Below are 20,519 nucleotides of genomic sequence, written 5' to 3' on the forward strand. Positions count from 1 at the left end.
GGAGTGTTTTTAAATTTTTAATACCTCAAAACAGGCTGCTTTGTTGTTGCCAACTTTTCTAATAAACCTACCGCAATCACAGGAGAATTATACGAGCTAATTTCTTTTTTCATTTTCTGTGCGTTTTGTTTATAGCTTGGTGATGCCAAAACTGCTTCAACCGCATCACGAATTTGAGAAGAAGTTGGGGTACTTGTTTTAAGATTGATTCCTACACCCGACCACTCAACCCTGGCACAGATTTCTGGTTTCTCTTCAGTCTGACCTGCTGTGACCATTGGTACACCATTTGCTAAAGCGATTTGAACTCCATTAAATCCGGCATTTGTCACCATGACATCAATATGAGGTAATAAGTGAGTATAAGGAATAAAAGATTCAATGCGCGTATTAACAGGAATCGGATCGAGATTAAGATTTTGAATTGGTTGTCCACCTGTTGTTGCGATTACTAACATCTCTTCGTCTGCTAAAGCCTGAATGGTTGGTAGAAGTAAATTGTTGGCTTCTGTCGCAACCGTTCCTTGAGTCACAAATACAGTAGGTCTATTTTTATCTAAGTCTGACCACCAAGACGGAGGTGTAAAATCTGCCGACGCTGGTGGAATAAATGTACCCGTAAAGTGAATTTGAGATGGTAAATCGCTGCGAGGATATTCAAAGGAAGGTGTTGAACCTTGTAGATACAGAAACGGTGATAAAGCAGCACTAAAAAAATCTTGTTCTTTCGCAGCTAAACCTACACTTTGCCGCATCCGGTCTAAATAAACCGTAACGTCTCTCATCAAAACGTTTTTTGATAGCCAATTTAAGCCTTGTATTCGCAACCGTCCAAAGAGTGAGTTATCTGGTGGTAAACCCAATCCGAAGGGTGCCGTATCTCGACTATTGAAAGGTAAAGCTGACATTCCGAATGCAGCCCAAGGCAATCCTGTTTTTTCATACAGCCAGGACATTCCCAAGAAAAAAACATCACATAAAAGAACATCAGCCGGAAATTCTTTAAGAATGTCAGTCAAATCCTGTAGCTGCGTGACTGCTGCATCGATAAAGCCGTGTTTGAGATAAAATTTGAACTGGCTAACTCCTTTAACTGCATCTCTTTGAGCAATCCAATCAGCAGGAATAGTTTCTGGAATTGAATAGTCAATACCTCGACGAATCGCAACATGATGCGCTCCTGTCTGCTCTACTTTATCTTTGAATCCAATTCCGGTGTACCACCAAACTTTATGTCCCTGCCCGATTAACTGCCGAGCAATTGGTAAGGCAGGATTAACGTGTCCCGCTGCTGCAATTGTACCAATAAGAAATCGTGCCATATTTATGAATTAAACGTTTATTTCATAAGTATTTACTCAAAAAAATCAATCTGTCAAGTATGAATTAAATATTTATTTAATTACTGAGGTCAGTTACGATGAGAGAGCTATTTTGAGCATATGTAATTTGTTGTAGCTAGAAACAGTAAGGCTTATGGGACGTTCCGAAAAAACACCGCGATCGGCTAAATCAAATCGCAGCACTCGCGATCCAGAAGCCACAAAGCTACAAATACTTGATGCTGCTGAGATTGAGTTTGCACAACACGGATTGCACGGTACAAGAGTCGATCCGATCGCAGAACGTGCAGGGGTTGCTCCACGGATGATTTACTATTATTTCGAGAATAAAGACGGCTTGTATCAAACTGTTTTACAGCGTCGTGCAATATTGCTTCATGATATTTTCCAACAACTTGATTTAGATCGAATGCCACCCGAGCAAGCATTAAGTTCGCTGATTCGAGCCGCAATTGAATATGAAACTTCAAACCGATCTAGAGGAATGCTTTTGTTTCAGGAAGCGATTCAAAATCAAGGGAAATATTTTAAACTTATAAGTCAGCAAGAACCTATAGGCTTATTAGCAAACATTTTGGAACGTGGAGTAAAGTTAAAAGTATTTAAAGAAATAGATGTTCAGATGACAACTTTTAACATTATTGGAATTTGCACATTTTATGCTAATGCCTATGAAAACATCAAACAGATCGATCCAGAACAAGATTTATTGAGCCAAGAGATGATTGAACGTTACATAAGTGCAGCAATTCAACTAGTCGTAAGTGGTATTCAAATCAATTGATATTTAGACGTTTTAATTTATATGATATTGCAGAATTTAAACCGAACTCAACCAACAGCATAATCACTAAACTTACACATAAACGGCGTATGAAATCCTATGACAACATCTTCTCTAGGAACACCTTTTTAAACTAATTCAACAGCAATATCATCTTCCGTACCGTTCCACTGAATCCAAATTTTGCTATTTTTAATATCCAAGTGCATTACCGAGCCATAAACTCGTTTTCTTTTATCCCATCCAACATAAATTAGCTGATAATGGTCGCGCACTGTATCAAAAATAGTTTGCATTTCTAATTCGTTGTCGGGATTATACGATGTTTTACTTTCTGCATAATCTGGTAACATAATTTGAACGTATTCTCGATATTTTTCTATCTTTTCCATTGACTTTTGTAACCACTTTCAATTTAAACTTTTGACTCTAATAAAATTTTTGCGTTTTTCGTTCACACAACTTTTATATCGGCAATAATAGCAACATATCTCCCCTCTCCCAAGCTTGGGAGAGGGGCTGGGGGAGAGGGCATTATCTTGAACACCAACAGTCTAGTCACATACCCTACAATAAGTCCTCCACCGAGAAAGTTTACTTAAAAACTATTATTCACTTTCACCAATGAACAATACATCTTTAATACTTCCCCCTAACTGGCAAGATTGGATAACCGTATTCAGCTACGTAGGTTTTACAGTATTTATTCTTGCCTGTATACTCGTCGCACAGAATAAATAAAATCTCATAAATAAAATTACTCATTTCTCATACTGAAACGAGCTATATCTCTCTTTAATCTCTTCCCTCAGCGCCCTCAGCGTCTAGTAAGGTTTTTTTTCTTAAAACACTTTAAACAAAACCAACTACTTCTTAAAATACTGGCATACCAAATTACCCACACCATCTTCCTTAAACTTGACTATTTTTCCATCATTTTGAATTTTGTATTCGCTACGACAGTTATAGACTTCTGTAGGTTGTTTTTCGCCGTCAATACTGATAGTTGTTCTATAATTCCAATATCTTTTAGCACTACGGTTGATATTAAGAACGCAAATTTCATGCCCGTTAAAATCGCGGCAGCTTATCGCAGCATTCGCGGGGAAAGCCAATGAAAACATAATACTTAGCGAAACCAGCACTAAAGCAATTAATTTCATCAATTTTGAATTTTATATTTTATGTAGGTGGTTAGAAATTCAGATAACCCTTTCTTAACCACACTACGATAAAAGTAAATCTATTACAAATGATACAAAAATCAAACAATCATTCCGCAGTCGCTAACGGTGAATTATCGTAATTTTCTACCAAATCTGCCGCATCATTGTAGATGGCGATAAGCCCAGGGCTTGACGCTGAGCGTACCGCATTCTTTAGCTGAGAATCATCAAAGCCACCGCTACGCACCGCAATAACTTCGACTCCAGCTTTGTTTGCTGCTTCAATATCGTAAGGAGTATCGCCTATCATCACAATTTCGTCGGGCTGCATTTCAAACTTTTCTAAAGCAGCTTTGACAATATCTGGTGATGGTTTTGAGTCTTCCGCATCGTCGGAACTTGTAGCGTCATCTTGACTGAGAATATCGTCTACTTTGGCAACTTTGAGTAAAGATGTAAGTACTTTAGAACTTGCTGAAGTCGCAATTACTATACGTTTTCCTTGTTCCTGCAACTTCAATACCAAATCTCTGGCACCATTCGCGGGGGACATTTGTGGTACAAATTTATCAAGAACTAATTTTTTACGGTAACTAGTTATTTCCTTGCCTTTTCCTTCCTCATCAGAAAGCCCCGGTGCGAATTTAGGAATAATTTGGTCGCCACCCATGCCAATTAATGGTCGAACTTCGTCGTATTTTACTTCGTAACCGAATTTTGCAAATGCTTCTACCCAAGCTTGGGCATGAACATCATTGCTGAGAACTAAAGTTCCATCTACGTCTAAAATTACGCCTTTAAATGCCATTGTTTAAGTATTAAAATATTTGTAGAAAATCGTTTGCACAAATAATTTAACAGTTACACATTATTACTAAAATGCTCTCAAGGCAGATATACCAGCATAAATAAATCATCCATAGTAAATAGCTGCACCCGAATAAAAGTTAATAGTTATAGAATACCTAACCATCCTTGTAAACCTTCCGTCAAAATGCTCAATTGATTATAAGTCCGTTCTAAATTATCTGCTTCAACATAAACTTCATTGGTTGGGTAATTTTGAATGATTTCCATCAGTGAAACTTGATTATCTTCACTACTAGATAGTACAATTGCCGAGCGCAAAGCTTTGTTATTTGCTCGACCTGATGAAGTATGAATTGTCTGACTAATTTGGTCTAATAAAAATTCACCAATCTTGCTGTTTAACGTCCTATCTAAAGTTGTAGTACTAATATTTACCTCTTTATTCAATACATCGCGAACTGCTTGAGGGTCTTGATTCGTTTTATTCAAGTAATATTTTAAGGTTGGCGAAACTTCTCCCGTTTCAGTCAATTGTGTTAATTCTTCTACTGGTAAAGACTGACTAAATATTTTATAGTTGAAAACAACTTTTTCGGCTGCATTTACGCTATTAGTTTCTAATAAAAAAATACTAGCTATCAGAACAAATATAGTCTGTAAAAAAGAATATGAGTTTTTCATTTTAATATATCTAAATCGTATTTAAGATTACGATATTTTTTGCAAATTAAACACAATTATTGTCGTTATTAATTGCGTAATTACTCATAGTATATTGTCAAAAAAAAGCCCCGACTTCTAGCTAAAGCTATATATACAAATAAAGGCGGGTACGGGGATCGAACCCGTTCATCCCCTAAATGGTGGAGATTTTATGCCGTTAGCGAAGCGAGACGCGAAGCGTCTTTAATCCACGCCACTTGCTACAACTCGCTTGTTCCAGAGCAACGCAGTAGCTCCTCGATTCATCGTCCCGATATGGGCAAGTTGCGAACCAGGAAACCCCGCCATGAATAAGATAGGGAGATGGTGAGATGGGGAGAAATTTTTAATAGGTACTATATTAATTCCACAATCCCTCTTATTAACGTACTTTGTATATGCAGCCCTGAAATTGATTTCTCTGCGAGAAAGCCTCCGGCTTACAAGGCGGGAATGTAGGCTTAACGAGAATGGTGCAAGATATCAGATTTATAGGACTTTCGCTATTAGACAGAACCCCTGGCGGATTAGATACACACGCAGCAAAACTTATGTGGCGGAATACTAGTAGTTGCGATCGCCCGCGAGCAATATATTATAGGTTGTAATCAAAAACCGGATGTTGGGAAGGGGGCACGTTTAGATTTTTGATCAACTATAAATTGATTTGTGCGCCTTTAACCCAACCTACTAATCAAATAGAAATATTAAAAAACCATAACATTCAAGTATTTAGTTGTATTACTAATCACAACATTTGTTTATTTTGCCTTTATTTCAGAGATATAAAGGGCTTACAGGAGATTATTAACTAATATAAGACTCCACAGTGGGTTATTTTTTCCAAAATATTTTCCAGCAAATCTACAAGCAATACAAATTAATGTCCCAATTTTTGCCAAGATGATAATATTTCCTCAAATAAATCAATTAGCAATAAATTAGGCATGAGCGAAAAAACACTAGAAACCTCGGGCAACGGTTTTTTGCTTTTACTTTTGCCACTTTCGTTTTTAATTATCTTCCTAGTTTCTGCTTGGCGGGTTTTGCTGGGATTATTTGCCGTAGTTGTTGGGTTCAATTTATGGCGAACCTATCGATGGCAACAATGGTGCAGTCAGGTTAATCCGGTTTTTCAAAAGTTAATCCGGGAACACAGCGGCAGAATTACTCCTATGGATTTGGCTTTGCGCGGTAATTTTAATGGAGCAAAGGCAAAGCGCTATTTGGATGCCAAGGCTTCTGAATTTGGCGCTAGTATTGCTGCCGAAGATGATGGTAATATTTACTACTTTATGACTGCTAATACTTTGGGCAGCATTCTTGACAGTAGCGAACCAGAAATTGACTTTAGCAAAGAACCCGTTGCGACTTTAAACAAAGAACTTCTTGAACCTATTCCGGTAAAGGTTAAAGAAGAACCAGTTGTTGAATTAGCAAATGTGGAGGAACAATTACCGGAAGAGACTTTAGAACACGCAGAACACGCAAAGCCTCTGGAAAAACAACTGTTTTTAGGTTCGTTGATTCAATCTGAGCTTGCTAAACGTTTAGGAGTTTATTCCAGTACGGTGTTCAAGCGTAGAGACGATCCAGCATTTCCTGAATGGAGTCGTAATAAAGATCCAGATGGAGTTGCTTGGACTTTTTCTGCGGATACTAAAGAGTTTTTCCCAGTGGAAGACGAAAGCAAATCAAGTTAAAAAAAATTAATTCCAAATTTTTGGGTGCATATTTTGTAGCGGTACTTAATTGAGTAACAGCAGATGCACCCTTTGTTTTATTTACAGTTAACAGTGAGCAGTGAGCAGTTATCAATATTTCAACTAACTATTTTTAACTGCTAATCCCACAGCTTCAGAAATGGAATTCAATCCGTTTTGTTCTAATTTCAAAAGCAAACCTTGGAGAATACGCCGTATCATTCCTGGCCCTTGATAAACCCAACCTGTATAAATTTGAACTAAACACGCACCAGCAGTAATTTTATCCCAAGCGTCTTCTGCTGTAAAAATACCACCAACGCCGATAATGGGAATTTCCCCTTTACTTTTTTGATAAATATAGCGAATTACCTCTGTGGAACGTTCTCTTACTGGTTTTCCGCTGATTCCCCCCGCTTCTTCTGATAGCGATTTACCAGTTTGAGTAAGTATTTGAGTATTTAAGCCTTCACGTTTAATTGTTGTGTTGGTGGCAATAATTCCCGCTAATTTATAACTTTGAGCTAAAGAGACAATTTCTGTAATTGCTTCCCATTCCAAATCCGGGGCAATTTTGACAAAGATTGGTTTGTGTAAGTTATTTTCTGCCTGTAAAGCATCCAAAATAGAACTTAGCATGGCTGCATCTTGCAGTTTTCGCAATCCAGGGGTATTGGGGGAAGAAACATTTACGACAAAGTAATCACCGTAATTTTTCAGTAAGCTGAAGCTGTGACGATAATCATTAGCGGCTTCTTCCAACGGTGTTACTTTAGATTTACCTAAATTTATACCGACAGGAATTAAGGGATTTGGCTTTGAAGTCAGCTTTGCTAAACGCGCTGCCATTGCCTCCGCACCGCAGTTATTAAAACCCATGCGGTTAAGAGCGGCTTCATCTTTAGGTAAGCGAAACAAACGGGGACGGGGATTTCCCGGTTGTGCAAGTGATGTCACAGTTCCAATTTCTGCGAAACCAAAACCCAAACTAGACCACATGGGAGTAGCAACACCATCTTTATCAAATCCGGCTGCTAAACCTACAGGATTGGGAAATTGCAGTCCAAACAAAGATTGTGATAAACGGGAATCTTGCAGACAAAAGGATTGCTGCAAGCGACTTTTGATCGAACTACTGGGATGGCGAGATCCATTGCTTCCCAGCCATTCTAAAGTGCGAATAGTCTTTAAATGTAAGTTTTCGGGGTCTGCTTTGATTAGATTGAACAAAAGCGGACGTAGTGCAGCTTGATAAATATCCAATTTAGTTAAAAAAAAGAACGATTATATTTTGACAAATATTTGATAATAAATAGTTTAAATAATTGAGAGGTAAAGTTAAGCCGGTTTTTTGGGCATCTTATATATTAACAGGCTATGTTTACCAATAATCAGATGAGGCAGCATCAAAATTTTTCAGCCGCAGAGCAGCAAATCTTTTCTTTGGGGCGCATCCTTCAAATTTTGAGGGAAGAGGATAATGCTGAGGTTCTGATTGAAAAGACTATTTCATATTTAAAGGAGCAGTTTGATTATTCTTTAATTTGGATTGCTCTTTATGACCGTCTCAATCATATACTGTTCGGCAAAGGCGGTACTACACCCGATAGTGAAAATATTTATTTGCAACAACGGGTAGTTTTGAGTCCGGGGGATTTGTTAGAACAAGTAGTTATTCAGCAACGTCCGATGGGTGTCGCGGATTTACGAATGGAAAAACGGGCAGAAGCATGGCAAGAAATTGCCACAAAGTTCGATATCCAAGGAACAATTATATTACCCATCCGCTACAAAGACCGCTGTTTGGGTGTGTTAATGCTGGGTTCTAAACGCTGGGGTTATTTAATAGCTAGTGAAGCTAGGTCACAATTAATGATTGTGGTAGGAGAACTCGCGGCGGCACTTTTTCGACTTGAAGTAGATTTGCAACACAAGCAAACTAAGCATCCAGATGAGGTATTGCTGCGACTACTCGAAAAAATCAGAACTCTGGCAACTTTGGAACAAAGGTTAGAGGCTGTAGTCTCTGCTACTCATCAGTTTATCGTACCGACTAGAACAAACGTTTATTGGTTCGATCCTCAAGAACGTCATTTTTGGCGTAGAATCAGCACTCAATATTTGAACTTAGGTAAATCCAATCAAAAGAAAGCACAAATCGGCGTAACGGTGGAAGATTTAAGCGATTTTTATTATGCTTTGTCGGCAAATCAACTTGTTTGGATTGGAGAAGGACGCAGTTCGCTGAAAAGTTATAGTACTAAAAAGCTTCTCAAACAAATTGATGCCAGAAGTCTTCTGATTGCTCCAATTCTTTGGCAAAAGGACTTGTTGGGATTTTTGGCAGTTGAAGGTAAAGAACCTCGCATCTGGACGGAAGCAGATAAAAACTTTGTCAAAGGTGCTGCGGGGTTGATTTCCTTGGTTTCCCTCACCGAAAATATGGAAACTACTATTCAACAAATTCAAGAAGACGCTCAACTTAAAAGCCAGATTGTAGAAAGCATTTATAACGATGAAAATATTGAGCAAGTTTTACATGACTGTGCGGCAAAAGTTTTAAAAAGATTAGCTACCACTAGATTTTTATTATTGTTATGGGATCGAGAAGTATATGAATACAGCTTTTTTTACCAAAGCCAACCGAAAGGCGATCGCAAACCTTTAAACTTTAGTTTGGATGGGTTAAAAGAAGTAGATGCAAACCTTTTAGAGCGTTCGACACAAGCTGTAGGTGTAGAGAACTTAGAGGAAGATTTACGATTTTTTAACTGGCGTTCTTCTTTACTCGAAGCCGGATTGCGTTCGGTTTTGGTTAGCAACTGCACTTCTCAAAATATAAGTAACGCGATTCTAATTATTGGCAGTGAAAACAATCGCTCTTGGACAACCGTAGAAAAGGAGTTAGTACAAGCCGTTGCTCAACAAATCGGAGTAATTATTCGTCAGTGGCAACTGTATCAACAAACCCAGCATCAGCAGCAAATTTGGCATACCTTTGGGCAAAGTTTACGCATTCTCGAACCCGTACAAGATTCCCAAGTAACTGTTGCAGAAAATCTTCCTGAAACTGTAGTACTCGAACAAATAGCTACAATTCTCAATTGTCCCTTAGCTTTACTTTTATCTTGGAATCCCGGCGATGAAAATGCCCAAATTAACAATAGTGTGATCGCCAACAATAATTTTACAGTTGCTGTAGATATCGCTATACCGCTCCAAACCGATTTAGTAATTTACTCCGCACTAGCTAATGAAGGTTTAGTCAGTCTCAATGCCTCGGATTTACCGGAATCTACCAGAGAATGGCTTTGCGGTTCTGGAATTGGGGAAATTTTACTTATGGCTTTACGCACGCGCCACGAATATGAACCTACAGGGGTAATATTAATGGCAGATTACCCCGAACGAAAATGGTCGCCAGAAACTTTGGATGCTGTTGAAACTCTTGTCAACCAATTAGCTTGGGCGCGTCGGCAACAACAAGTTACACAACTTCTTCATTCAGAAAACGAAGAATTACAGCAATTAAATTGGTATAAGCATCGCCGTTTTGAAAATATTCGTCAAAATACGGTGACATTATTAAGTCAAATGCACGACTTGGGTATACCGGATAATCATCTAACTTTGACACGCTATCAGCAATTGCTCAGACAGTTAGATAATACTGTTGCTTCAACAACTGCATTATTAAAGCTCGAACAGTGGCAATTTGTTTTTAATCAAGAAACGGTAGCAATAGCAACTTTAATCAAAGGTGCTTTGAAAGGAATTAACCAATTGCTCAAGCATCATCAACTTTGGGTAGGAGTGCATGGGTTGGGACAAAAGCTAGAGGGTGAGGAGTCATATATTGATGATTCGTTCACATCTAACTCACAACTAACAATAAGCGGCGACATTGTAAAAATTGAGTTAATTTTGAGCGAATTGTTAATTGCAGCTTGTCATCGTTCTCAGTATGGCGGAAGAATCGATATTTGGTGTCGTCGTTCGGAACAGCGAATCTTAGAACTATCTATCACAGACAACGGAACTATCGATCGCCATTTATTAGAAGAGTTACAGCAAGACACTTTCCTTGACGTACTTGCTCCTTCCCAACTCAAGCAAGCCCCGATAAAGCACTTATTAATATGCAAGAAATTGATGCAGCAATTAGAAGGAGAATTAGATTTTTATCAATTACCAGATGATAGGGTGGTTAGTCGTTTGATTTTACCGATTGGGGAATAGGGGTAATGAATTTTGGATTTTAAATTAAGTCTGAGGATTTTGGATTTTGGATTGATTTAGTTAGGAGTTCGGAGTTAGGAATTAATTCTCTACTCCGTCCCCTTGTCTCCCCCTCTCCCCATCCCCCCTCGCTATAATAAATTTTTTCGTAAATCACAAAACTCGCATGGCACGCAACCGTTCTAAATCGGATTTACCATCCAAAATCTGTCCGGTATGTCAGCGTCCTTTCACTTGGCGCAAAAAATGGGCAGATTGTTGGGATGACGTAAAATATTGTTCTGAACGTTGCCGTCGTCATCGTTCGGAAGCAGTTAAAGATAATGAAAATTGAATGCTGGTAAGTGAGAGTATAGTGAGACTATAGGTATTAATTCTCGATATCCCTAACTAAGTAGAAGCAGAAAGCTCTTAATGATCTCTTCTTGCTTTATCAATTGCTAATTGTCAATAAATATCTATAAGACTTACACAAACTATAAAAATAAAAATGAATCTCAAGGTACAACCTAAATTAATTATCCACGGTGGGGCTGGTAGTTCTCTTCAAGGTAAAGGAGGAGTGGAAACGGTACGCCGCTCTCTTTACAAGGTAATTGAGCAAGTTTATTCTCTGCTAATGTCGGGAGGTAGTGCAAGTGAAGCGGTAGTCAAGGGTTGTCAAATGTTAGAAGATGACTCTTGTTTTAATGCCGGTACTGGTTCGGTGCTGCAATCCGATGGGCAAGTTCGCATGAGTGCTGCTTTGATGGATGGCACGAAACAAAGTTTTAGCGGTGTAATTAATATTACGCGAATTCAAAATCCAATTGATTTAGCGCAAGCTTTACAAACTTCTCCAGACCGAGTTCTTTCGGATTATGGTGCTGCTGAATTAGCGCGGGAGCTACAAATTCCTAGTTACAATCCTTTAACTGACCTGCGTTTAGAAGAATGGCTGCAAGAACGTCAAGGCAATTTTAAAAAAACGATGGCTGGAGTAGTAGCCGAGAAAGAACTGGTATCGAACGGCAACGCCCGACGCGGCACTATTGGCGTAGTTGCTTTAGATAGTCAAGGAAATTTATCAGTTGGAACTTCTACAGGTGGTAAAGGTTTCGAGCGCATCGGACGTGTCAGTGATTCTGCTATGCCAGCGGGTAACTATGCTACCAGTGAAGCGGCGGTAAGCTGTACGGGTATTGGCGAAGATATTATCGATGAATGTTTGGCACCCCGAATAGTAATCCGCGTGGGTGATGGAATGACACTTCAAGATGCCATGCAGCGTTCCTTTGCTGAATCGCAACAAAATAAACGAGATTTAGGCGCGATCGCCCTTGATGCCAAAGGAACGATTGCTTGGGGCAAAACCAGCCAAGTATTACTTGCTGCTTACCACGACGGCGAAAACATCGGCGATACATTAGAAGTATCGGGAGAGATGCAGATTGGATGTTGTTAATAATTGGTAATTGGTAATTGGTAATTGGTAATTGGGATGGGGCATTGGGCATGGGGAATTGAGTTAGGAGTTAGGAGTTAGGAGTTAGGAATTTTTCTTCCCCCTCTACCCCCTCTCTCCCTCTTTCCCTCTCTCCCTCTCCCTCTCCCAATCCCCGTCTCCCCATCCCTTACTTCTTCTTCATCTCCCAGCCTTCTTTGATAACTTGACGCTGACGAGCAATAACTAAGCTGTTATCGGGGACGTTATCTGTGATGGTTGAACCGGCTGCTACATATACATCGTTGCCCAAGGTGATTGGTGCAACTAAAACGCTGTTGGAACCAGTTTTGGTGTTGTTGCCAATGATAGTTTTATGTTTGTTTACGCCGTCGTAGTTAGCGGTAATGGTACCGGCACCGATATTTACTTTGGTTCCGGTGGTTGTATCTCCCAAATAAGATAAATGAGCGGTTTTGGTACCGTTGCCTAGTTTGGTATTTTTTAATTCAACGAAATTACCTACACGGCATTTTTCACCAACTTCTACATGACCGCGTAAGTGAGCGTAAGGTCCAATTTGGGTTTCGTTTTGGACTACGCTATGGTCAATGACTGAATATCTAACGGTGACGTTTTCGCCAATTAAACTGTTTTCAATTAAGCTTCCCGGACCGATGCGACTGCCTGCTTTAATTACTGTATTGCCGCGCAGGTGCGTCTGGGGTTCAATAATTACGTCTGGTTCTAATTCTACTGCTTCATCAATGGTGATGCTGGCGGAGTCGATTAAGGTAACACCAGCTTTCATCCATTTTTCTTTGATTCGTGCCTGCAATATGTCGTAAGCACCAGATAATTGTAAGCGATCGTTGATGCCTCCAATTTCTTGAAAATCTTCTACATCTACCGCCATAACTGGGGTGACTTGAGTTACGGCATCGGTCAAATAATATTCTTTTTGAGCGTTGTTTGCTTGTAAGTGAGGTAGTATCTTTTCTAAATCTTGCCAGCGAAAACAGTAAACTCCAGCATTAATACGCTGATTTTCTCTTTGAGGAGCAGTACAGTCTTTGTCTTCAACAATTTGCTGTAATACATTGTTATCATCGCAAAAAACTCGCCCATATCCTTTAGGATTGGGGAGTTTTGCTGTGAGAACAGTGGCTGCATTTTGGTTTTCTTGGTGGATTTGTAAGAAATGTTTTATAGTTTCGCTACGTAGTAATGGTACATCACCATTAAGTACGAGCAAGTCCCCCTTATACCCTTCTAAATGAGGTAGTAATTGCTGGATGGCATGACCTGTTCCCAATTGTACGGTTTGTTCGACAAATTCTAAATCGGGAATAGGCACTAATGCTGTTTTTACCAATGCGGCTTGATACCCGACAATCACCATCTGACGTTCTGGTTGCAGCGGTTCAACACTTTGAATAACTCTTTCGACAAGAGATTTTCCTCCCAAAGAATGTAAAACCTTGGGTAGGTTTGATTTCATTCTTGTACCGCGTCCAGCCGCTAAAATTGCTACTACTACCATAATCAGCCAACAGCTATAAGTAAATACGATTGCATATTTTATTTTCGGCTTAAATATACCCGATTACATAGCCTTCCCGAAATGTTAATCGCTTACAATTAGCTGTTATTTATGGTGCTGATGAATTGAGTGAACTGCTGCATGAGCTTTTTGTCACGCCAGCCTTTATTTGTTTCCTCCTCCATCATTGATAGCGCTTCCGTTGGCGTAAAGGCTTTCTTATAAGGTCTTTCACTTGTTAAAGCATCATAAATATCAATCATTTGAAACACCTGCGCCAAGAAAGGAATTTCATCCTCCTTGAGTCCGTGGGGATAGCCGCTACCGTCCCACCGTTCGTGATGGCTGCGGATAATAGGAATTACTCCTTGCATACTGCGTAATGGCTGACAGATTTTTTCCCCAATCAAAACGTGCTGCCTCATTACTTCCCACTCATCAGAAGTCAATTTCCCTTTTTTGAGCAACACCGAATCAGGAATACCTACCTTACCGATGTCATGAAGATAACCCCCCCACATCAAATCCCGAATTTGATAGCGTGTAAGACCGAGATATTCGCCAAAAGCTTTGCCCAAGTTAACCAAACGTTCGCAATGGTCGCCGGTGTTGGGGTCGCGGCTTTCAATTGCCCTAGCAATGGAAAACAACGCTTTTTCAGCATGATCTAAATCTTCATTCAGACGTTTTTGGCGCACCAAAGACTTAACCCGTGCAGCCAACTCCACTCTGTCAAAGGGTTTGCTGAGAAAATCATCCGCCCCTACTTCAATTCCTCGAATTCGCGATCGCCTATCGTTTAAAGCCGTAATGAAAATCACCGGGATTAACCTTGTTTGTTCGTCCTGCTTGAGCAGTTGACAAACTTCAAAGCCATCCATTTCCGGCATCATTACATCAAGCAAAATCAAATCCGGTCGTTTTTCGCTTACCAAATATACCGCAGCAGAACCGCTTTCGGCTTCAATAACTTCGTAGCCTTCCATTCCTAAAAGGGCTACAGCTGTCATCCGACTGGCAGCATGATCATCAACTACCAAAACTTTGGGAGCATCATTTTCAAAGCTATTTAAGGTATATCCTTTAGCCTTCAAAGTGGTTGAAACTAATAAATCCCGATTCGCTTGTTTCAGCCCATAATTACTAGAATCCTTGTTATAAACTTCTTTTATCTTTAAATCATGATTGGATACTTCCTGGGTATGACGCTCTGTTTCAGTTGTTAAGGCATGATTTTTACCGACTTGATTGTTAATGGTTGTGGGGTTTGACCCACTAACTTTTAGTTCGGTAGAGCCTGTATAATTGGATTTCCATTGAATCACAAAGGTACTCCATTTTTTTATCAACAATGCAATATACTTAAAAACTAGTTTAGTACTTGAATGTATTTTAAAAAGGATTTTTATAGGCTTTTAATTATTTATGCCCAAGTATTTTCCCTCAAAATACAATACTATTTGTTTTAATGTTTTTTAAAGAATGTACAAAAACGATGAGTGACAATTTTGCCTAGTTCTATAATTATAGTATGGTCAATTGAGTTCAACGTTCAATCAGGTTTTACACGGATATTTAGATTTATAACGACGTTTACATAATCTTTAAATAACGGTATTTTTATCAGGAAAGCTAAGTATTTTAACTAAATAAAACTATATTTAGTAAAGAATTTATAGTAGTTTTGCCGAACTAGTTATATATTTATTGACCTGTGCGCGGCACGCTATAACACTAAAATTCATTCTCAAACTAAGTAATAATCTGTACATTCATATAACATTTGATAAATCATGTATTTAGTAAATTTAGTATTAATTCTAACTATACATTTTTCTTAAGTAATGGGAGAAGTTGCGGTTATATGCGAACAGATATGATACAAGCAATTACCGCAGGCATTGTTAACTAATTTACCAGAAACCAGCGTTTGCGCCAACGTGATGTCGGTTCTAAGTCAGAAGCTTGTTGTTCGAGTTTTCGTCGTTTGATAATCGCTTCGGGGGAATCAATTAGTTTTGGATCTCGGTAGGGAACGGCAGCGCGAGTTTGTAGATGTTCTTTTTCTGACTGCGAGAGAGGAGGAAGTAGATGTAGGGGAGAATCTAAATCGATTTCCGTATTTGCGTCAGATGAGGGATTAAACCCAGCGACGGTACCGGGAGCTTTTCTACCCACAGGAGAAGTTGAAGCGATACTTAATTGAGCGTTTAAAAGCGCCGTGCGTACAGCAGCAGCGCAGGAATAAGTAGCTAGCAAACCATCTACCTGCAAACACTGAGAAACTAACTGTAAAAATTCAATAGTCCATAAGTGAGGACACTGAGGTGGTGAAAAAGGATCGAGAAAAATTGCATCAGCCTTAAAACCAGATTGATACACTTGGTTGATTTTATCCCTAGCATCGCCAATTACCAGTGTGGCTTTAAGGAATTCTGTTTGCACCCGATGTTCAAAAGCTAACTTCGTTAAATTGTCTATTAAATTAGCATTCCAATTTTCAAATAATTGATGTTCAATCGCGGCTTGAGGTACTTTTGGATTTAATTCTAGAGCAATTACTTCTATATAACACTTAGGATTGACTTGCCAAATTTTTTCAATTGCTGTTGCTGTGTTGTATCCTAGTCCATAACAAACATCTAATAACCGCAAAACTTTACTGTATCGCTTTTCTATTAACAAAGTAGGAACAACATACTTGAAATAACTTTCTTGTTTGGCTCCAAAATGACTGTGAAATGATTCATTAAATTCTTCAGAAAAGAAAGTTTTAGAACCATCTGCTGTCTCGCGGGGTGTAAAATCTTGATTAGTCATTCGATTTTGGATTTTGGATTTTGGATTGTAATTTTAAGTAAATTCGTGATTGTGATAATTGATAATTATGAAAGATACAGATTTAGTTGTTTCTAATAAGTGGCTTTTTGAAAATTTGAATCATCCCAATATTGCCATATTCGATTGTCGTTTTTCTCTAGCTAATCCACAATTCGGAAAACAACAGTATCAAACCAGTCATATTCCGGGGTCATATTACTTAGACTTAAATCAAGACCTTTCATCGACAGTACAAAAGCATGGAGGAAGACATCCTTTACCAAATATTGAAGAATTTGCCGATAAATTATCAGCAATGGGAGTAAATTCTGGGCAAACTTTTGTTATAGCTTATGATGATTCGCGATTAGCTTTTGCATCTCGCCTGTGGTGGTTATTGCGCTATTTAGGACACGAAAAAGTAGCGGTTTTAGATGGAGGTTTTAGTGGATGGCTTGCATCAGAGTATCCCGTTACAGTAGAGGGTCCCGATCGACGTAAAGGTAAATTTATACCTCAGCCCCAGACACAAATGATAGTAGATAGAGAAACAGTAAAAAATCGCAAAGATTCATTGCAAACAGCTTTGATAGATTCAAGAGAAAATGACCGTTATCAAGGTATTAGAGAACCAATAGATAAAATAGCCGGTCATATTCAGGGTGCTATTAATTATCCTTGGAAAGAAGTCACAGATTCGCATGGTTATTTACTTCCACAACAACAGCAAATTAACCGCTGGTTGCAATTAGAAAAGCAAGAAATCATGGTTTATTGTGGTTCTGGCGTTACAGCTTGCGTCAATTTACTTTCTTTAGAATTAGCAGGTATTAACAAAGCTAAACTTTATCCCGGAAGTTGGAGCGATTGGATTAGTTATGAGTAGGGAGTAGGGAGTAGAGGGGGTAGAAGTGATGGGGGGATGAGGAGAAGACGAAACTAATTAGTTACTTACTACTCCTAACTCCTAACTCCTAACTGGTCACTGTTCACTGTTCACTGCTAACTGATAACTGTCCTCAAAACTGCCCTAAATCCCAATTGTAATTTACGCTAAAAAACCAGCCATCAAAATCAATATTACGGTCTGTGGAACCACCTAGAGCAAAGCCGCTTTGTAGGTTGATGCTGGTGAGGTCGGAGATACTGTATCTTAAGTTAGCGGATATTCGATGATACTGGTCTTCTCTACTTCTTTCTAAAAAGTTGGATAAGCTAAATTGATAGTCAACTCCGACTCGAAATGACTGTTGTAAATTATAGTTTAAAGATAGCCAAACATAGTTGATAACTCGGTTGCGATCTTCTGGTGGGTTTGTCAAACTTAAGCGAAGTTCATAAAAGCTATCTAAATTTAATTTCTTCCCCAAAGGATCTCTTCTTCCTACAGATAAGCGAAAAGAGTTTTCGTTTAAAAATTTGTCTCCCGATGAAAAATTGAAGCGGTCACTATTTTTAGAATAAAATAATTGCTGATTATTCCATCCAATTTCACCGTACATTTTACTAGTTAACTGCTGGTAAATACCTAAGTTAAATCTGATCTGATTATAGTCAAATTCGGATTGATCGCCGTATCTAATAATGTTGCCATCAATTGACCCATTTAAGTAGGTTTTAGGTGCTATTTTAAAAGGTGCTGCTGCAAGGGTAAGTCCAGAAAATATTAAACCGTCATCAACGGGGTTAGTTCTAGAAGAAAAGATATTGCTTGTATGAAAGTATCCAACACGACCTAACAAATAGCCTACAGGTTTAAACTTTTCTTCAGGTTTTTCTATTGGTGGTGGTTCTTTTTTATCTGGAGGTAGAGGTGTTTCTATCGGAACTTCTTGCGCTCTAATACAGCCTAATTCATTGTTGAAACACTGCTGTTGTTTTGCTTCATTTTCTTGATTTTCTTCGAGTAGTTGCAATAACTTTCCTAATCTTATAGAACGTTGGTCTTCAAGAGTATTTAACTTTTGTTCGACTTCTTCAGGAGAAGTTGCAGGAAAATCTGTAGGTTGACTTTCTAAAGGTGGAGGATTTTTTTCGATATTTTCTGGAGTGGGGGCTGGTGGCGGCTCCGGATTTTGCACTATTTTTATTGTTCTGGGAGATAATTCCTTTGTTGAAGTTGAAAGTTCCGAAAATTCCGAGGTTATACTATTTTTATCTGGAGATATAATATTTTTATCTGAAGCACTTCTATCTTTTATCGATAGTAAAAAAATCGCATCTGCGGGTACCCAAATAATCTTATTCTGCACCTCCATAGAAATTGCATCTTCTAGCGGTTCTGAAATAATGGGGGGCGATGCGATCAAGCTAAATATATGTTTTTCCACCGATGCTGGCACTTTTATATCGTTCGTATTAGCGTCATTAATTTTAGTTTGTTTTGTTTTCTGCTTATCCTCTGCTGCAAGGTGATTACTTGCGGTAGAGTTTAGCTTAACGCCATCTAAGGAAGATTTATCTAATGATTTATAAATGAATCCCGAACTTTCTAGAAGCTTGGTTTGCCTGCTGGGATTGCTAGCTTTTACCACTTCTATGTTTGTAAAACACAATGTTGCACTGTTAGACGCGAATATTAGATATAAACACAAGTTTTTCCAATCTTTTGATTTCATATTAAAACAAGTTTTAGCTTAATTAGATTTAATCGGTAGAATTATAGCTGTCCTGTCTGCAATCCGAAATTTCGCACCAAATTAATATCTATAGTTTATTGAAATAATAACGAAATTATTAAATAATTATTTTTAATGAAAGATTAATTAGCAATAAGATTTTCTTTAGTATCGCAAAATAAATTTAAAGTTACTACTATATAGTAGATTCGCTTTTTTTGTATTGAATTTTTAATTTTAATTAAGCAAATTTACGTAAAAAAACTGTTATAACAGTTTACAGGCTCGAATTTTTACTCCGCTGCCCGTGTTGGCCGGTGTGGTAATTGTAAAATTATGCAAGGCACACTTTTATGTTTCGCAAGTTAGTTCCTTTGGCGATCGCCAGTTTATGGGGAGTTGTATTGATACCGCTACCGCAGCGGGCAAGTGCATCAACTCCTTTAACTAGGGCTGTAGTTAAGAAGTTGCATAACTGGGTACAACTTATACCTCAAAATCGACCAAAGCGTCGAGCCAGAAGAAGCGATAGCATGAATCCTGGGGATGGGTTGGCTACAGGTAGAGCTTCTTTAGCTGACTTGCGTTTCAATGATGGTTCTTTAGCGCGGATTGGCGAGCGAGCAGTATTTAGATTTTTGCCTAGAAGTAGAACCTTTAGACTATCGAACGGAACTGTACTGCTGCTTATACCACCAGGGCAGGGACAAACAAGAGTAAGAACTCGTAGTGCTGCTGCAACGATTCGTGGTTCGGCATTATTTGTACGCTATGACGAGCAAACAGATACTACGGTTGTAGGTTCGCTGACTAATAGCGGTATAGAAGTTTTTAATAAAGATGAATCTCGTTCTCAAGTACTTAAAGCGGGACAATTTATAGTAGTAGTTAAAGGCAGAATTGAGGGATTATATAATTTTGATTTAAGAACTTTTTACGATACAAGCGATTTAGTACGAGGACTCGATTTAACTAGGGCTAGCAACGATACAACTTCTTCAGATCCCGCAATGGCTAGCGTTCAAGCAGAAACCTCCGAAGCTTTGACAAAGCAGGTACCGATTGTTGGCGAAAAAGTAGTTGAAAATCCATCTTTTATAGAATTGAGTCCTGTTTCTACAGATCCTCTGGGTGAAGAAGTTGGTCAAACAGATAGATTACCAGTAAATCCTTTAAATACTGAGCAAGTTATTATAAATAATCCAGATAAAAACGAAGATGAGTCACCATCCAATGACAGCAATCCGATAAGCTCGCCAACTCCAGCCACACCAGCGCCAAAACCAGAACCACCAACACCAACAACACCAGCGCCAAAACCAGAACCACCAACACCAACAACACCAGCACCAAAACCAGAACCACCAA

General features: G+C 38.7%; 16 protein-coding genes and 1 pseudogene. 7 read left to right on the forward strand and 10 right to left on the reverse strand.

The genetic code is table 11. The annotated features are described in order from the left end of the window. Positions 1-17: 17 nt before the first annotated feature. Positions 18-1,322 (reverse strand): glycosyltransferase, encoded by a 1,305-nt coding sequence (locus ACM03V_RS28865; RefSeq protein WP_414624246.1) that lies wholly within the window; start codon positions 1,320-1,322, stop codon positions 18-20. 154 nt (positions 1,323-1,476) lie between these two features. On the opposite strand from ACM03V_RS28865, the gene ACM03V_RS28870 reads away from it, so the two are divergent. Continuing rightward, complete coding sequence (locus ACM03V_RS28870) at positions 1,477-2,127, forward strand: TetR/AcrR family transcriptional regulator (protein ID WP_414624247.1); 651 nt, start codon at positions 1,477-1,479, stop codon at positions 2,125-2,127. A 47-nt stretch (positions 2,128-2,174) separates the two neighbouring features. On the opposite strand, the pseudogene ACM03V_RS28875 reads toward ACM03V_RS28870, so the two are convergent. The 4 genes and pseudogenes from ACM03V_RS28875 to ACM03V_RS28890 form a co-directional block, all read right to left on the reverse strand. Beyond that, a pseudogene (locus tag ACM03V_RS28875) lies at positions 2,175-2,519 on the reverse strand (XisI protein). A 474-nt stretch (positions 2,520-2,993) separates the two neighbouring features. Further along, on the reverse strand, positions 2,994-3,290 hold the full coding sequence (locus tag ACM03V_RS28880) for a hypothetical protein (RefSeq protein WP_414624248.1): 297 nt from the start codon (positions 3,288-3,290) through the stop codon (positions 2,994-2,996). Positions 3,291-3,399: 109 nt separating this feature from the next. After that, complete coding sequence (locus tag ACM03V_RS28885; protein ID WP_414624249.1) at positions 3,400-4,101, reverse strand: HAD family hydrolase; 702 nt, start codon at positions 4,099-4,101, stop codon at positions 3,400-3,402. Between the two features lie 146 nt (positions 4,102-4,247). Then, positions 4,248-4,784 (reverse strand): alpha/beta hydrolase, encoded by a 537-nt coding sequence (locus ACM03V_RS28890; RefSeq protein ID WP_414624250.1) that lies wholly within the window; start codon positions 4,782-4,784, stop codon positions 4,248-4,250. Between the two features lie 968 nt (positions 4,785-5,752). Here ACM03V_RS28890 and ACM03V_RS28895 point away from each other — a divergent pair. Then, on the forward strand, positions 5,753-6,508 hold the full coding sequence (locus ACM03V_RS28895) for a hypothetical protein (protein WP_414624251.1): 756 nt from the start codon (positions 5,753-5,755) through the stop codon (positions 6,506-6,508). 123 nt (positions 6,509-6,631) lie between these two features. On the opposite strand, the gene ACM03V_RS28900 is transcribed toward ACM03V_RS28895, so the two are convergent. After that, the gene (locus tag ACM03V_RS28900; protein ID WP_414624252.1) at positions 6,632-7,771 is read right to left on the reverse strand and encodes a quinone-dependent dihydroorotate dehydrogenase; all 1,140 of its coding nucleotides are present in this window, start codon (positions 7,769-7,771) and stop codon (positions 6,632-6,634) included. A 114-nt stretch (positions 7,772-7,885) separates the two neighbouring features. Between ACM03V_RS28900 and ACM03V_RS28905 the strand changes: the two genes are divergently transcribed. The 3 genes from ACM03V_RS28905 (at position 7,886) to ACM03V_RS28915 (ending at position 12,191) form a co-directional block, all read left to right on the forward strand. Then, on the forward strand, positions 7,886-10,747 hold the full coding sequence (locus ACM03V_RS28905; RefSeq protein WP_414624253.1) for a GAF domain-containing protein: 2,862 nt from the start codon (positions 7,886-7,888) through the stop codon (positions 10,745-10,747). A 166-nt stretch (positions 10,748-10,913) separates the two neighbouring features. Next, complete coding sequence (locus tag ACM03V_RS28910; protein WP_414624254.1) at positions 10,914-11,081, forward strand: DUF2256 domain-containing protein; 168 nt, start codon at positions 10,914-10,916, stop codon at positions 11,079-11,081. A 156-nt stretch (positions 11,082-11,237) separates the two neighbouring features. After that, positions 11,238-12,191, forward strand: coding sequence for an isoaspartyl peptidase/L-asparaginase (locus tag ACM03V_RS28915; protein ID WP_414624255.1), 954 nt, complete (start codon positions 11,238-11,240; stop codon positions 12,189-12,191). Between the two features lie 169 nt (positions 12,192-12,360). On the opposite strand, the gene glmU is transcribed toward ACM03V_RS28915, so the two are convergent. The 3 genes from glmU to ACM03V_RS28930 form a co-directional block, all read right to left on the reverse strand. Further along, positions 12,361-13,713 (reverse strand): bifunctional UDP-N-acetylglucosamine diphosphorylase/glucosamine-1-phosphate N-acetyltransferase GlmU, encoded by a 1,353-nt coding sequence (gene glmU / locus ACM03V_RS28920; protein ID WP_414624256.1) that lies wholly within the window; start codon positions 13,711-13,713, stop codon positions 12,361-12,363. 98 nt (positions 13,714-13,811) lie between these two features. After that, the gene (locus tag ACM03V_RS28925; protein ID WP_414624257.1) at positions 13,812-15,038 is read right to left on the reverse strand and encodes an HD domain-containing phosphohydrolase; all 1,227 of its coding nucleotides are present in this window, start codon (positions 15,036-15,038) and stop codon (positions 13,812-13,814) included. Positions 15,039-15,621: 583 nt separating this feature from the next. Then, positions 15,622-16,533, reverse strand: a complete 912-nt coding sequence (locus tag ACM03V_RS28930) for a tRNA (5-methylaminomethyl-2-thiouridine)(34)-methyltransferase MnmD (RefSeq protein ID WP_414624258.1) — start codon at positions 16,531-16,533, stop codon at positions 15,622-15,624. A gap of 67 nt (positions 16,534-16,600) precedes the next feature. Between ACM03V_RS28930 and ACM03V_RS28935 the strand changes: the two genes are divergently transcribed. Then, complete coding sequence (locus ACM03V_RS28935; protein WP_414624259.1) at positions 16,601-17,419, forward strand: sulfurtransferase; 819 nt, start codon at positions 16,601-16,603, stop codon at positions 17,417-17,419. A 133-nt stretch (positions 17,420-17,552) separates the two neighbouring features. Here the strand turns inward: ACM03V_RS28935 and ACM03V_RS28940 are convergent, their stop codons facing one another. Further along, entirely contained in the window at positions 17,553-19,151 is a 1,599-nt protein-coding gene (locus tag ACM03V_RS28940; RefSeq protein ID WP_414624260.1) for a hypothetical protein, read from the reverse strand. Positions 19,152-19,504: 353 nt separating this feature from the next. Here ACM03V_RS28940 and ACM03V_RS28945 point away from each other — a divergent pair. Next, the coding region (locus tag ACM03V_RS28945; RefSeq protein WP_414624261.1) for a FecR domain-containing protein at positions 19,505-20,519 on the forward strand (1,015 nt) is incomplete at its 3' end.

Origin of the sequence: Calothrix sp. CCY 0018, from assembly GCF_963920925.1 — a bacterium.
Taxonomy (GTDB): domain Bacteria; phylum Cyanobacteriota; class Cyanobacteriia; order Cyanobacteriales; family Nostocaceae; genus Rivularia.